General features: G+C 38.0%; 13 protein-coding genes and 1 pseudogene. 1 reads left to right on the top strand and 13 read right to left on the bottom strand.

All coding sequences use genetic code 11. The features are described from left to right. Window positions 1-46 precede the first annotated feature (46 nt). From ACEE75_RS03435 to ACEE75_RS03410, 6 genes are all read right to left on the bottom strand, one after another. Entirely contained in the window at window positions 47-1,411 is a 1,365-nt protein-coding gene (locus ACEE75_RS03435; protein WP_447574500.1) for a UDP-N-acetylmuramoyl-tripeptide--D-alanyl-D-alanine ligase, read from the bottom strand. 55 nt (window positions 1,412-1,466) lie between these two features. Further along, entirely contained in the window at window positions 1,467-2,513 is a 1,047-nt protein-coding gene (locus ACEE75_RS03430) for a D-alanine--D-alanine ligase (protein WP_354367403.1), read from the bottom strand. A gap of 52 nt (window positions 2,514-2,565) precedes the next feature. Beyond that, on the bottom strand, window positions 2,566-3,162 hold the full coding sequence (recR, locus tag ACEE75_RS03425; protein WP_354367405.1) for a recombination mediator RecR: 597 nt from the start codon (window positions 3,160-3,162) through the stop codon (window positions 2,566-2,568). Window positions 3,163-3,174: 12 nt separating this feature from the next. Next, a complete protein-coding gene (pbp2b, locus tag ACEE75_RS03420; RefSeq protein WP_354367407.1) occupies window positions 3,175-5,253 on the bottom strand; it encodes a penicillin-binding protein PBP2B in 2,079 nt (692 codons plus the stop codon). A 126-nt stretch (window positions 5,254-5,379) separates the two neighbouring features. Further along, entirely contained in the window at window positions 5,380-6,072 is a 693-nt protein-coding gene (locus tag ACEE75_RS03415; RefSeq protein WP_354367409.1) for a phosphoglycerate mutase, read from the bottom strand. Between the two features lie 104 nt (window positions 6,073-6,176). Continuing rightward, window positions 6,177-6,497 carry a DMT family transporter gene (locus tag ACEE75_RS03410; protein ID WP_354367411.1) on the bottom strand — a complete coding sequence of 107 codons (321 nt, stop codon included), beginning with the start codon at window positions 6,495-6,497 and terminating at the stop codon, window positions 6,177-6,179. Between the two features lie 235 nt (window positions 6,498-6,732). Here ACEE75_RS03410 and ACEE75_RS03405 point away from each other — a divergent pair, with 235 nt between their 5' ends. Then, the gene (locus ACEE75_RS03405) at window positions 6,733-7,668 is read left to right on the top strand and encodes a dihydroorotate oxidase (protein WP_447574499.1); all 936 of its coding nucleotides are present in this window, start codon (window positions 6,733-6,735) and stop codon (window positions 7,666-7,668) included. A 293-nt stretch (window positions 7,669-7,961) separates the two neighbouring features. Here the strand turns inward: ACEE75_RS03405 and ACEE75_RS03400 are convergent. The 7 genes and pseudogenes from ACEE75_RS03400 to ACEE75_RS03370 all read right to left on the bottom strand — a co-directional run. Then, window positions 7,962-9,821: pseudogene (locus tag ACEE75_RS03400) on the bottom strand (heavy metal translocating P-type ATPase); the annotation flags it as partial. Between the two features lie 113 nt (window positions 9,822-9,934). After that, on the bottom strand, window positions 9,935-10,408 hold the full coding sequence (locus tag ACEE75_RS03395) for a Fur family transcriptional regulator (protein ID WP_354367415.1): 474 nt from the start codon (window positions 10,406-10,408) through the stop codon (window positions 9,935-9,937). A 237-nt stretch (window positions 10,409-10,645) separates the two neighbouring features. Continuing rightward, on the bottom strand, window positions 10,646-10,921 hold the full coding sequence (locus ACEE75_RS03390) for an HU family DNA-binding protein (RefSeq protein ID WP_354367417.1): 276 nt from the start codon (window positions 10,919-10,921) through the stop codon (window positions 10,646-10,648). Window positions 10,922-11,010: 89 nt separating this feature from the next. Continuing rightward, entirely contained in the window at window positions 11,011-11,619 is a 609-nt protein-coding gene (locus tag ACEE75_RS03385) for a YpmS family protein (protein WP_354367419.1), read from the bottom strand. Then, on the bottom strand, window positions 11,588-12,433 hold the full coding sequence (locus ACEE75_RS03380) for an SGNH/GDSL hydrolase family protein (protein ID WP_447574498.1): 846 nt from the start codon (window positions 12,431-12,433) through the stop codon (window positions 11,588-11,590). The genes ACEE75_RS03385 and ACEE75_RS03380 overlap by 32 nt, the downstream gene beginning before the upstream one ends. Next, window positions 12,426-13,259 (bottom strand): DegV family protein, encoded by an 834-nt coding sequence (locus ACEE75_RS03375; RefSeq protein ID WP_354367423.1) that lies wholly within the window; start codon window positions 13,257-13,259, stop codon window positions 12,426-12,428. Before ACEE75_RS03375 ends, ACEE75_RS03380 begins: the two co-directional genes overlap by 8 nt. A 75-nt stretch (window positions 13,260-13,334) precedes the next feature. Then, a complete protein-coding gene (locus ACEE75_RS03370) occupies window positions 13,335-14,426 on the bottom strand; it encodes a DNA alkylation repair protein (protein WP_447574497.1) in 1,092 nt (363 codons plus the stop codon).

Genomic DNA, 14,426 nt, shown 5'->3' with positions numbered 1-14,426 from the left:
GGAGGAAAAGAAGGCTGTGGTGTAAACAGTTTCTCTAGCATCTAATCTAACCCTCTTCTAAAATCTCCACAAGCTTAGATAATTTCATCGAGTTAGAGCCTTTGAGTAGCAATTGGTCATCTTTCCCTAGACTTTCCTTAACCTGTTTGACCAGGTCGTCAAATTGGTCCTCACCTTCTGTTTTCTTAAAGAAATAGACTTTACCAAGTGGGAACATCTGACTAGCTAGCTTAGCCAAACCTTCAATGTCCTGACCATAAAAAATTACGGTATCTAGAACATCAGGCGACAGGCTCAAAATCATCTGATTATGAAGGTCAACCGACTGCTCCCCGAGTTCTTTCATATCTGCTAAAACAGCAATTTTCTTGCCACCTTCATTAGCTGGAATGCTAGAGAAGGTTTCTAAAATCAAGCGCATAGCTGTTGGATTGGCATTATAAACATCACTGAGAATATCAGCACCGTTAGCTGCTTTTTTCCACTCGGTACGATTTCGTGTCAGATTAAGATTAGCCAAAGCAGACTTGATAGCCTCATCAGCCACTCCCAAGGTCTGACCAACATAGCTTGCCACCATAGCATTGGTGGCGTTGTACTTACCTGTCACTGGTAGGAAAATGTCTCCGTCCATAAAGTTAACCGTAAAGGTTAAACTATCTTTTGACTCAACCAGACTGGTCACCTGCAAATCTGCCTTTTCACCAAAACGAATCAACTCAACATGGTTGGGTAAAAAACTGTTTACGATAGAATCTGCTGGAATCAAAAGTTTACTTCCTACTGGCATGCCATCTGCAATTTGTAATTTTCCTTTGGCAATCTCTTCTCGTGAACCGAAAAATTCCAGATGGGCTTCGCCAAATAGAGTGATGACAGACAAGCTTGGTTTCGCAATCTCTGATAAGAGATGAATGTCACCCAAGTGGTCTTGTCCCATCTCTAAAACCAGTTTCTCAGTCTCGTCTGGCATATGAAGAACAGTGTAAGGGAGACCAATTTCATTGTTGTAGTTTCCTTGTGTTTTGTAGGTCTTGTAAGTGGTTGCCAAGATATCATGAATCATGTCTTTGGTCGTTGTTTTACCATTTGATCCTGTCACTGCAATGACTTCTACAGCAGTTTTTTCTAGATAATAGGACGCTAATCTTTGTAGCGCAGCCAAGCAATCATCTACTAGAATGTGAGGAACATCAAGGCTGACCTCGGATAGGGTTACTGCGCAGCCATTTTCAAAAGCCACAGGAATAAAGTCATGACCATCACGCGCACCTTTTAAAGGGATAAAGAGGTCATTTTCTTCAATCAAACGGCTATCAAACTCAACTTTGTTGAGCTCTTGATTGGGATAAAGATTAACATCATTTTTAGCACCCAAAACTTGGGCTACTTCATACACACTTAATTTCATTTTTTCTCCAAATATATCATAAAAAAGAGCTTTCGCTCTTTTATTATATCATGTTTTAGATTAAATGGCTTTCACGTTTTGTAAACATCTCTTTAGCTAAAATAACTAGCTCCTCAATCAAATCTGGGTAGGCTAAGCCCATATTTTCCCATAAAAGAGGATACATCGACCACTGGGTAAATCCAGGCATGGTATTAAGCTCATTAAGGTAGATAGAGCCGTCTTCTGTCAGGAAGAAATCACAACGTGATAAGCCACAACCTCCAATAGCACGAAAAGCACGGCTAGCATAGTCACGCATCTGAGACATGACCTGATCATCAATTTCCGCTGGAATCACCATCGTGATTTTATTGTCAATATACTTGGCTTGGTAATCGTAAAAGGCTACATCCTTAACCACTTCTCCAGCCTCTGTTGTCTTGACATGAGTATTTCCAAGAATACCAACTTCAATTTCCCGAGCAGTGACACCTTGTTCGATAAGGATACGACTATCGTATTTTAGAGCTAGGTCAATAGCAGAGCGAAGACTAAGCTCATCATCAGCCTTACTGATACCAACAGAGGATCCCATATTAGCTGGTTTGACAAATATTGGGAATGATAATTTGTCTAAAGTCTCAGCGATCACTTTTTCCAAATCCTCTCCTTCAATATAAACAGTATAGGCAACTTGAGGTACTCCTGCTGATTCCAGAACACGCTTAGTTGTAATCTTATCCATAGCAACACTCGAAGAAAGGACTGTTGTGCCTACATAAGGCATCTTTAAGACTTCTAAAAAGCCTTGGATAGAGCCATCTTCTCCCATAGGGCCATGAAGGACCGGAAAAACGACGGCACCTTCCTCATAAATATCAGAAGGTTTAATCTGTTGTTCAGACACAACCGTTTCATTGGTCATGAGCTTTTCATCTTCTGCTGGAGTTGCTGTAAACTCTTGAGTTTTGATGAATTCTCCTTTTTTTGTGATGAAATAAGTCTTGACTGAAAATTTATCATAATTGACTGCACGCATCACACTTTCAGCAGATAAAACTGAAACCTCACGCTCTGCTGAACGCCCTCCATATAATAACACTAACGTTTCTTTAGACATAATATTTCCTTTTCTCTTGGTTATTTAGTAGTGTTTGATAACATCTACTTCCTTATAATTCTGTTCGATTTTCAATTGCTCGAAGTAAGGTTACCTCATCAGCATATTCAATATCGCTTCCAACAGCCAACCCACGCGCTAAACGTGTCACTTTAATGCCAGCTGGTTTGAGGACGCGAGAAATATACATAGATGTTGCTTCACCATCTGCTGTCGCATTTGTAGCAATGATAACCTCACTAACTTGACTATCCATCAAGCGGGTAATTAAGCTTTTTAAGTTGATATCATCTGGACTAATGCCATTCATTGGAGAAATTAGACCATGTAAAACATGATAAAGTCCATGATACTCTTGGATTTTCTCCATAGCTGAAACGTCCTTACTCTCTTCTACAACTAAGATAGTCGAGCGATCACGTGTTTCATCTGTACAAATACTGCAAGGATCATCGTCTGTTAGATTACCACAAGTCGAGCAATAGGTCAATTCCCGCTTAGCAGCTAATAAATTTTTAGCAAAGGTATTAACCTCTTCATCAGACATGGCAATGGTATAAAAAGCAAGGCGTGTTGCCGTTTTTATTCCGATACCAGGTAACTTTGTAAAACTATCAATAAGTTTTGCAATAGGTGTTGGATATAACACAAGAACTCCTTTCTAATTCATGGGATACATTGAGTGATAGAGGTTGATGATGTCACGAATAACATATTCACTAACATCTCCTCTTAATTCTGTTTCATGAGGCAGAACAACTGCCACGGCAATTTTAGGTTGATCACTTGGCGCATAAGCTACTTGGTTTAAGTTAGAAGTGTAAATCGAGTTACCATCAGCCGTTTTGACATAGGCTTCAGCTGTCCCTGTTTTAGCTGAAATCGAAACAGCTGCACCATTTCCAATCTTTGTTCCTGTCGTATAGCTGCCACTACCATTGGCAACTTGATAAAATCCTTGTTGGATCAAGCTCATTTCCTCTGAGGAAATATTGACTGTCCCTAATTTCTGACCTTCTACTGTTTGGCTCAAATCACCAATGCCATCTTCTTTATTTGGTGTATAAATTCCATCTACAATATGCGGTGCAATTCGCGTTCCACCATTAGCTATGGTGGCAACATACTGAGCTAATTGGAGTGTGGTATAGTTATCATATTGCCCAAAACTCTCTGTCAAAACATTACCTGCCACAAACTCTGTTGGCAAAATCCCCACAGACTCACCTGGAAGGTCGATACCTGTTTTGACCCCCAAACCAAACTGTGCATAAGTGGCACGTAATTTTTCCATAGCCTCTTTATATTGATCTGTTGCTAGAGATAGACCTGTATGGTATTCCATGCCCATTAAACGTAAGGCAATCTGAACCATATAAGGATTGGAAGAATATTCTAGTGCTTGTGTTGCCGTGATAGGGAGGGACCCTGAAGTAAACCATGAATTAATCGTATTTGAATCACCTGAAAAGACAATCGGTTGGTCATAAAGTGTCTCATTCCCTGATAGTACACCGTTTTCCCATCCTGCAGCAAGTGTGGCACCTTTAACAACTGACCCTGGGGTAAAAACTTGGGTAATATTTCCCAAAGAGTTTTTCGATAACTCACCTGTTTCAAGATCATGGCTAATCCCGCCAAGAGCTAAGACTGCTCCAGTATTAGGATCTAACGCTGTGGCATATATACCTTCTGAGTAGACTGTTCCGCCATTTTCTAATTCTTGTTTAAAATATTTTTCAAGAATATCTTCTACACCTTCTTGAAATTTAAGATCAATGGTTAATTTCAAATTCTGCCCCTTGGTGCCTTTTGAAACTTCCTTCGTTTCCTTAACAGATCCATCTTTATCTAGGGTAATTTCTTGAAGCGTCGGATTTCCTTGAAGAACGTCTTCATACTGCTTTTCTAAATAAGACGTTCCTACACGATCATTTAACGAATAACCTTTTTTTAAGTAAGTATCAACTTCTTCTGCAGGAAGCCCTGTTTTTTCACTAGAGACGGTTCCAATAACTGAGCTGAGAGAGTTACTGGCTGTTTTTCTAGTCCAATCTGTTCTGACAGAAATACCTGATAATTCTTTACTTTTAGCTGTGATAACCGCAATTTGCTGATCATTTAGCTCGCCAGTTGTCAGACTAACCGTGTTAAAGGCTTGCGCAGCATTCATTTGGCTAAAAATAGCAATGATTTTTAGCTCATCCTCAGAATAATTGATGTCATCCTTAGAAACCGCATCAACTGCATTTTTATAAACCGTTGCTTCCGACAGGGTGTTCCCGAAATTGTCATATTTTTTATCATCAGGTAAGGACTCTACGACCTTACGATAAGTTGAGGTATCTGCCAAGTAATAATCTTTTTTTTCTCGTGTCGTCACCTCAGTCTCTGTCAAGGTTACCAACTTTGACAGTGCTGTGGCAATTTCTTTAATCTCCTGTGCTGTAATGGTATTGCTTCGCGTAAAGGCTACCACTTCTTTGGCTTCATTTGCAACCAATAAGCTCCCTGTAGCATCATAAATTTCACCCCTTGGCGTTGCATTTCTAACCTTATAAACTGTGGAAGTTGTTAGTTTTTCTGTATAAAAGTCTTGATTAACAACTTGCATATAGGCTAGCCGAAAAAGCAAAATAACAAACAAAAGGACAATAATCATAAAAAGAAGGTGGAGCCTCTGAGCCACCTTATTCATCTTAAATTGCCGCCCAAAATTTGGACGCTTAAACCTTGCCATACTTTCCCTCACTTTACAAAACTTGCTGAATTCTATTTTAGCATATTTTAAACCATTTGTTCTTAAAATAAGAGAAGGATAAAAAGAAAAATACCCTTAGGCAAGCTAAGGATATTCTCATCAGGATTATTTTCCTAGATAGTATTCTGCAGTAACGTTTAATTTTTCGTCAAATTCAAATACAAGTGGTGGGAAGTTAGGGATTTCAACATCCATAATTTCATCATCAGACAATTGTTTGATGTGTTTTACAAGGGCACGGATTGAGTTACCATGTGCACCAACGAAAACATTTTTACCATCTTTAAGAGCTGGAGCAATTTTATCTTCCCAGAATGGAAGGGCACGCTCAAGCGTTACTTTCAAGTTTTCTGCATCTGGAATAACAGAGTCATCAAGGTGTGCATAACGACGGTCAGTGTGTGCTGAGTGTGCATCGTCTTTAGCCATAAGTGGTGGCAATGTATCGTATGAACGACGCCAGATGTGAACTTGCTCATCACCAAATTCAGCAGCTGCTTCAGCTTTATCTTTACCAGTCAAACCACCGTAGTGACGTTCGTTTAAGCGCCATGATTTTTCAACTGGTACCCAAAGTTGATCAGAATACTCAAGAGCAAGGTTAGTTGTTTTGATAGCACGTTTCAATACAGATGTGAAAGCAAGGTCAAACTCGATTCCAGCTTCCTTAATCAAAGCACCAGCATCTTTAGCTTGTTGTGTTCCTTTTTCTGAAAGATCAACATCAGCCCAACCAGTGAAAAGGTTAGCTTTGTTCCATTCTGACTCACCGTGGCGAGCGAAAACCAATTTTACCATTAGTTGTGTCTCCTTTTTATTTAGGCTTTACGCCATTTACTCTTTCCATTTTACAAAAAAAATAAGAAAAAATCTAGTCAAATCCTTAATTTTCTTGAAAAGCCTCAGTGCCCACTTGTCACTTTTAAACCAATGATACCAATTACTAATAAAGCTAAAAATAGATAAGAGAGAGGTGATAAGCGGTCTCCCAAAAAGACAAGGCCAACTATGATCGTCCCAATAGCGCCAATCCCCGTCCAGATAGGATAGGCTAAGCCCATAGGTAAATCTCGTAAAGCTTTTGAGAGCAGATAAAAGCTCAAAAGCATACCCAGTAAAGTTATCAAACTGTAACCAATTTTGGTAAAACCATCACTCAATTTCATAGTTGTTGCCCAAACGACTTCCAATAAACCTGCAAAGGTCAAATAAAACCACGTCATCTTTTTCCTCCTAAACTATAAAAGGATAACCAGACTACTTCTTTATCTCGTTAGAGATATCCCTACAAAATAGCCTCGTTATCCTAGTCCACCTTCCGGGGAAGATGGGGAATGTATTATCAATCAGATAGATTGTCAATCTTCTTCACAAACCAAAAATTCAAATAACATATAAGATTGAATTTACATGATAAGCGTGTTAAAATAGAGAAAATTTATCCTTTTGGAGGTTTCTATGGTTTCAACGCAAACAACTATTGCAGGTTTTACTTTTACCAATTGCTTGATGAATGCTGCTGGGGTCTATTGTATGACCAAAGAAGAGCTTGAAGCAGTTGAACAGTCAGCTGCTGGATCTTTCGTCACCAAGACAGGTACTTTGGCTGCTCGTCAAGGTAATCCTGAACCCCGCTATGTTGACACAGATCTAGGTTCTATCAACTCGATGGGATTACCTAACCTTGGAGTTGACTATTATCTAGATTATGTTACTGAATTACAAAACAAAGAAAATACCAAACCTCACTTCCTTTCTCTAGTAGGAATGTCACCAGATGAAACACACACTATCTTAAAAAAAGTCATGGATAGTGACTATAATGGCTTAGTAGAGCTTAATCTGTCTTGCCCCAATGTTCCTGGAAAACCACAGATTGCCTATGACTTTGAAACAACCAATCAGATTTTAAGTGAAGTCTTTCGTTATTACACTAAACCACTAGGTATTAAGCTACCTCCATATTTTGATATTGTTCATTTTGATCAGGCTGCTGAGATTTTTAACCAATACCCACTAGCTTTTGTCAACTGTGTCAATTCCGTCGGAAATGGTCTAGTTATCCAAGATGAGACAGTGGTTATTAAGCCTAAAAATGGTTTTGGCGGTATCGGTGGCGATTATATTAAACCTACAGCTCTAGCTAACGTCCATGCCTTTTACCAACGCCTTAAGCCAGAAATCAAAATTATTGGAACAGGGGGTGTCAAAACAGGACGCGATGCTTTTGAACATATCCTTTGTGGTGCAAGCATGGTTCAAATCGGAACTGCCCTCCATCAAGAAGGACCTGAAATTTTTGAACGCATTACCAATGAATTAAAAGACATCATGACAGAAAAAGGCTATCAAAGCTTAGATGACTTCCGTGGAAAATTAAACTATATCAACTAAAAAGAGAAGATGGCTTAACTAGCTATCTTCTCTTTTTTCTATTTCTACGATTACTTTCTTAGCAAGGGTCTAACTCCGACTATTTTTTAAGCTCACCATCATTTACTGGATCACCTTCTTGCTCTGGTAGAAAAGGATTTTTTTTGGTTTTAAAATACAAAAATACAAAAAGGGGGAGTTTAACCAAGAGGGTGAAGACAATCAGGGTAAGTGCAATTTTTTGGACAAGTGTCATTAGGATTCTCTTTCATGCATGTTTTTCCTTTATTATAGCTTTTTTCAAACTTTTGGTCAAAAGCTAGGAGGCGAAGACCATTTAAAATAACTAAAATCGTAGAACCTTCATGACCAACCACTCCTAGTGGAAGATTAATAACTTGAACAACATTGGCAGCAATTAAACTAATGATAATGGCTAAAGCAAAAATAATATTTTCTAATACAATATGCTTCATCTTCTGAGATAAAGAAATCGCAAATGGAATACGAGTGAGATCCTCTAATAAGACCACATCAGCACTTTCAATAGCAATGTCAGTCCCTGATCCGACTGCAAAACTAACATCGGCTGTGACAAGGGCAGGCGCATCATTGATACCATCTCCCACCATAGCAACAGAGCCATATTTTTCTTGCAACTCTTTAATACGATCTGATTTATCCTGTGGCATACAGTTTGCCACAACATCATCAAGCCCCAATTCTGTTGCAATATGACAGGCTGTCTTTTCCTGATCTCCTGTTAGCATAATGGTTTTAATTCCCATATTTTGTAGAGCTTTTACCGCTACTAGACTGTCTGGTTTTAATTGATCTTCCAGCGCCATAATTCCCATTAACTCTTGATTCGCTGATACATAGACCAAGGTTTTTCCTTCATTTTCCCAAGTGTCGATTAAAGCTTTTTCTCGATCACTTATTGTTTTTATCTCTGCATCTAAAACAAAGCCTTTTTTTCCAATTTTCCAACGTTTTTGAGCAAATGTTGCTACTAAACCTTGACCTGTTAAATCCTCCAGATTCTCTAGTGTTAAGCTAGGACTTGTTTTGGTAAATTCTACTAAAGCTGTTGCGATTGGATGGGTTGAGGTTTTTTCGGCTGCGGCTACAATTTGTCGAACCAAGCTCTCTTCTTGTGTAAAATAAGCATCAACAACTTCTGGGTGTCCTTGGGTTAAGGTACCTGTCTTGTCCATCACAATGGCTTTGACATCACCCAACTTATCCATAATGTCGCCACCTTTAACAATCATTCCCTTTTTAGCTGCTCGAGAAATTGCGGATAGAGTGGCTGGAGTTGAACTTGCAATTAAGGCACAAGGTGAAGCCACCGTTAGAAGAATCATCCCTCTATAAAAAGCATCTTTCCAATCCCAACCCAGTATTAAAGCTGTAAAGAGGATGAAGCTCGGCACTAAAATAAGAACAGCTTTAACATAATGGTCCTCTAGATTTTCAATAAAAGTAGCCGTCTTACTTTTTGACTTCTGTGCTGTCTCTACCATACTGATAATCTTATCAAAAAGGGTATCTCCATTTTCAACCGTAACAGCCATTTCAATACTAGAGCCTTGATTTAAAGTTCCTCCAATAAGAAAATCTCCTTCTTCTTTTCTTGCAGGAATTGGCTCACCTGTCACCATAGCCTCATCAAAATAAGATAAGCCAGATAAAATCACTCCATCAATTGGAACAGCTTCACCTTTTCTAACCTGAATGCGATCACCCACCTTAAGGTCTGCTGTTAATACTTCTTTAATATCTCCATTGTCATCCATTAACCGTGCTGTATCAGGAGTGAGATTCATCAAACTAGAAATAGCGTTTTTACTTTTTTCCATTGCTAATTCTTCTAGTGTTGAAGATAAGGAGAAAATAAAAATCAGTAAAGAGCCTTCCATCCAGTAGCCAATCAAACCTGCACCAACTGCAGCTAAAATCATCAAAACATCTACCGATAAGTGTCTGTCATAAACCAACTCCTCTATCCCTTCTTTAGCCGAAGCATAACCTCCAACTAAAAAAGCTAGAACAAAAAAGACTGTCGCAAACTCTGCTCCGATAAAAGCTTGAGAACTAAATCCCATTACAATGAGAAGTAAACAACTAAGGGTCTGTAATACTCCTGAATATTTTTTTACTTTATCAAACATCATCAACACCTCTTTATTTAGAATCATTATTATTTATAATTTAATTATAATCATTCTAAATAAATAAGTCAAGATTATTTAGAATAATTCTAAATAAAATAAAAAAACCAAGACTACTTCTCGGTTTTTTCTTTGGCAAGGCAGTCTGGACAAATCCCGTAAGTCGTTAGCTGGGCTTTTGTAATAGCATAACCTGTTTGCTCTGCTGCTTCTTGTTTTATGAGAGGGATATCAACATCCATGAAATCTGTGATGTTACCACAACGCTCACAAACAACATGAAGATGTTGGTGTCCCATAAAATCAAAATAAGTCGTATTATCATTACTTAACTTAATTTCAGTGACAAAGCCCTCTTCAATAAGAACTTTAAGATTATTATACACCGTTGCTAAACTCATACTTGGGTGCTCTGGCAATAAATCTTTATAAATTTGCTCAGCACTTGGATGATGATGAGCAGCAATAAGATAAGTAATAATCGCTTTTCGTGTCTCTGTGATACGAATACGCTTTTCTTTCAGATGACTGATCACATGGTCAAAATCATCTTGACTGCCTTGGTGAAGATGTGAATGAAGCGCCATCCTTTTTTCTCCTTTTCTTAGGGCTACTGACATTATACACTATTTTTAGAAAACTTTCTATTTCCTTGTTTGAAAAATACCAATAAAATCTAACCTCGCATCACTAAGAAACTCAAGGCAAATGTAGCTGAAATCATGGAAAACTACTACAGTTTTGCCCCTTATTTGCCCCTTAAACAAGAAAAAAGCCTACTGCACAACGTAGAAACGTTTATACAATGGGCTTTTCACGTTCAATTATTTTACAGCGTCTTTAAGGGCTTTACCTGCTTTGAAAGCTGGTACTTTAGAAGCTGCGATTTCGATTTCTTTACCAGTTTGTGGGTTGCGACCTTTACGAGCTGCGCGTTCACGAACTTCAAAGTTACCAAAACCGATAAGTTGTACTTTTTCACCTTCTGAAAGGTAGTTTTCAATAGCTGCGAAAACAGCATCTACAGCCTTAGCTGAATCTTTTTTAGTAAGCTCAGTAGCTTCTGCTACTTTTGCAATCAAATCTTGTTTGTTTGCCATTTGAGTAAATCCTCCAATATATTTCTTAGCGATAACGCTTAACAAGTTATATCATATCTAAAAAAAGCTAGTAGGTCAAGTATTTAGGGCTAGTTTGATAGATTTTTCTTATAAATATCAAAGGTTATCTCGTCATTAACCAAATCAATTTTATTAGCTTTGATGAAAATTCCATTAGTATTTTTCATATTTTGCAAATTAATAATAATCGCTGACTGGCTAGGTTTGACTGCCACGATATCCGGTAAATCATAACTTGATTTAATGTATTGCAAGACTTCTTTTTCTGGCAGAGGAAGAGTCCCTACTGAAAAAGAAGTCACCTTTAATTGTACCGCACCATTCTCTAGCTTATAAGGTTCGAAATACACATATAAAGGAAGGTCATATCCTAATAAACTGTAACTTCCCTCAAACATAATGGTATCATTTGAAGCATAGAGTTTATAAGTCATTTTGTTTGATTGGTAAGGTTCTAGATAAGAAAGAATGGTCTGGTTTAACTTTTCTTTATCCGTGGTAAAGGTACCAACTGAAATAGCATCTGTTTTGGTTTCGGTAATCTTACTGGCATTAGGTTCACGAATAGTGATAATACGGCTAGCTAAAACGCCCAAAAAAGCAAGGTTAAGAGCTAGTAAAGCTAAACAAGCCCACTTCCACCAATTAGTCTTTACGCCAAGTTGATTTTGTTTCACTGATCTTCTCCATAACTGCTGTACTCATAATACGATAACCCGTATTATTGGGATGAAAATGGTCCCCTGTAAAAAGGACATCATTGATAATCTGGGTTTGCTGACCAGAGCTTTCCACAATTCCCTCCTCACCATCTAAGCCTTTGTATAAGAGCTCATTGATGGGAACAAAATAAACGCCTTCATACTCCGCTGTAACAGCCTCCGTCTGATTATTCCAATTATCAATTACCTCTTGCATCTCAGTCATCTCTGGAAAATTAAGATAAAATGGATTATAAATCCCCAAAATATAAATCGGGAGATTAGGATTTTCAGAACGTGCCACTTCAATAATCTGACGGAGACGTTTTTGGTAAGCCTTAGCTGGCTGGGTAAAACTAGAAACCTTTAGTGTGGTTAAATTTTTCCGAATAACCGCCATCACATCATTTCCACCTACTGTTAGGGTCATCAGATTAGCTTTTTTCAAATCATCCTGAATGGCTTCTTTCTCTGTCATACGCTTTAAGATTTGTTGGCTAGTATTCCCAGAAACACCATAATTAGAAGTCGTCACTTGATAGCCATAAGCACCTGATAAAGAATCCGCTAACAAGGGAACAAAGCCACCCTGATTGGTGGTATCACCAACACCTTCTGTCAAGGAATCTCCAATAGCAACGTAATTCAGCTTAGAAACTGTCTTTGAGAGAAAGTCTTCTTTGGTCAGTTTGGAATCTTCCTTTGGAATCATAAAATTCCAGAGGATGGCAGATAAGAAGAGAACAGAGCTAAAGAAGATTAACCCTGTCCAAAATGATTTTTTAAACATAACGCACTAAGATAGCCCAGGCATTCTCTCCAGTATGTGTTTGAATGATAGAGCCAGTTTCTAAAACTGAGATTTTTTGACGGACCATATCTTGCAATTCTTCTGCCAAACTCTTTGCAAAATCTGATGTGCCAGCATAAGAAATCCCAAGTTCTGCTACTTCTTTGCCTTCTAGACTTTCTTTGAATTCTTCTAACCATTTGGTAAAGGTTTTATTCCCTCTTCCTTTTACAACAGGTACGAGCTCATGGTTTTTCATTTCCATGACAACCTTAATATTCAAAAGAGAGCTCAAGAGCCCTGTCACGCGCCCAATACGTCCCCCTTTGACAAGATTTTCTAAAGTAGAAACACCAATAAACAATTGTGTCTTCGCTTGAATTTCTGTTATTTTTTCTAAAATCTCATCACGACTCGCTCCTGCTTTAGCCATCTTAGCAGCTTCCACAACTTGGAATTTCATGGCTTGATCAGTGAAATTAGAATCAACAACTACAACATCTGCTTCTGACAGGTTAGCCCCTTGTCTTGCCGCTTCAACGGTTCCTGATAACGATTTTGAGAGATGAATAGAAATTAAATCACTTCCATCCTTAGATAAAGTATCATAGGTCTCTGCAAATAATCCCACTGGTGGCTGACTTGTTTTAGGCAATTCTTTACTTGAGGTCATTAACGAAAGAAATTCTCCCTCTTTTAAATCGTTGTCATTATAAAGTTTACCATCTACCATAACAGATAAAGGAACAATAGTGATTCCTAAATCTTGGACCAACTCTGGTTCAATCGTGATAGAGGAATCGGTAACAATTTTGATTTGTGTCATACAATTATCCTATTCGTCTTTTCTAAAAAATTATCTTAGTCTCATTATAGCAAAAAAGAGCAGTTTAAAAAAAGATTAATGGTCTTTATTTAATGAAAAATCCACTTTTTTTATCTCAATATGATTAAGAAGAAGCCTAATATAATGTTTCCCAGAATAATGCCGACGTGTTGATAAATCTTTCCATCGGTAATCTTTTTGTCCAGAGATAGTAACATCGTTTACAAAATCAGTATCCTTAAGATAAAAAATCTTCTCACCAATCTGACCATTAGCTTTTTGAAATCCAAATGCCAAACTTAAACGAAACTTACTTGGTACAGAAGAATGAATCGTTACAGCATATGAAATTTGGCTGGTATCGCCATCATGTACCTCAAGAGAATCTAAAGCCAGCTGAGCCTGCTTTATCTCAAAATCCTGAGTATATCCCATAAAAGCCAGTGCAGGTGGATAGCCAGTTTTAATTAATGTTCTTAAGGCTGTTTTGATGATCCAATCTGTTTTGGGATCTTGATTTTTCCAAGTCTTTAAATGATCGATGACTTCATCTGGATAAAATCTGGTCAGATCATTAAGGTTATTAGCCACACTTTTTCTAACATAAAGAGACGGATCTGCCTTTAACCTCTCTAATAGCTCAAAAATCTCTGATCTATGTATCTTCAAATCAGGAACTGCCTTGCCCCAAGGCAAACGTAGGCGTGTCCCCTCACTGGCCAATCTACGATGATGTTCATTATCTGATAAGCTCAGCTCTTTTAAAAAAGCAAAGCTGGCATCAAAGTCGTGATTTAAAAAATAGCGGATAGCAAATTCAGATGAAGAACCAGTGGTTAACACTGCCATCCCTCGAAACGAATGATCCAAGTCCTCTAAGCCATATTTCCAAATGATGTCATTAAGAAATAAATAATCAAATCCTTGGCAGGTTGAGTTCAGCTTTATCAGCAAATCCACCACATCTGCATAAGGAAGTTCAAGCGTGTGATAAGTGGCATCGGCCATACGTTTAAAACGGTCCATCAATGCTAAATCATCCCAGTCATCCTGTAAAACAGCTTGATAAAAAGACTCTGAAACAAAGTCAGAATAATGACTTTGAATAGCCTTTACGAATTCTTCTAGAAATGTTTGGTTGTACTTTAGACGTAATTCCTCAGCCAT

The sequence above is a fragment of the Streptococcus sp. 11273D007BT genome (assembly GCF_053547195.1).
This window is presented reverse-complemented; position numbering and strand designations above follow the sequence as displayed.

Excerpts from the sequence above, each read along its gene's own strand:
- ACEE75_RS03415 (WP_354367409.1), bottom strand. The coding sequence starts at position 6,072 with ATGGTAAAATTGGTTTTCGCTCGCCACGGTGAGTCAGAATGGAACAAA.
- ACEE75_RS03435 (WP_447574500.1), bottom strand. The coding sequence starts at position 1,411 with ATGAAATTAAGTGTGTATGAAGTAGCCCAAGTTTTGGGTGCTAAAAAT.
- ACEE75_RS03390 (WP_354367417.1), bottom strand. The coding sequence starts at position 10,921 with ATGGCAAACAAACAAGATTTGATTGCAAAAGTAGCAGAAGCTACTGAG.
- ACEE75_RS03430 (WP_354367403.1), bottom strand. The coding sequence starts at position 2,513 with ATGTCTAAAGAAACGTTAGTGTTATTATATGGAGGGCGTTCAGCAGAG.
- ACEE75_RS03370 (WP_447574497.1), bottom strand. The coding sequence starts at position 14,426 with ATGGCTGAGGAATTACGTCTAAAGTACAACCAAACATTTCTAGAAGAA.
- ACEE75_RS03405 (WP_447574499.1), top strand. The coding sequence starts at position 6,733 with ATGGTTTCAACGCAAACAACTATTGCAGGTTTTACTTTTACCAATTGC.
- ACEE75_RS03395 (WP_354367415.1), bottom strand. The coding sequence starts at position 10,408 with ATGGCGCTTCATTCACATCTTCACCAAGGCAGTCAAGATGATTTTGAC.
- pbp2b (WP_354367407.1), bottom strand. The coding sequence starts at position 5,253 with ATGGCAAGGTTTAAGCGTCCAAATTTTGGGCGGCAATTTAAGATGAAT.
- ACEE75_RS03380 (WP_447574498.1), bottom strand. The coding sequence starts at position 12,433 with ATGTTTAAAAAATCATTTTGGACAGGGTTAATCTTCTTTAGCTCTGTT.
- ACEE75_RS03375 (WP_354367423.1), bottom strand. The coding sequence starts at position 13,259 with ATGACACAAATCAAAATTGTTACCGATTCCTCTATCACGATTGAACCA.
- ACEE75_RS03410 (WP_354367411.1), bottom strand. The coding sequence starts at position 6,497 with ATGACGTGGTTTTATTTGACCTTTGCAGGTTTATTGGAAGTCGTTTGG.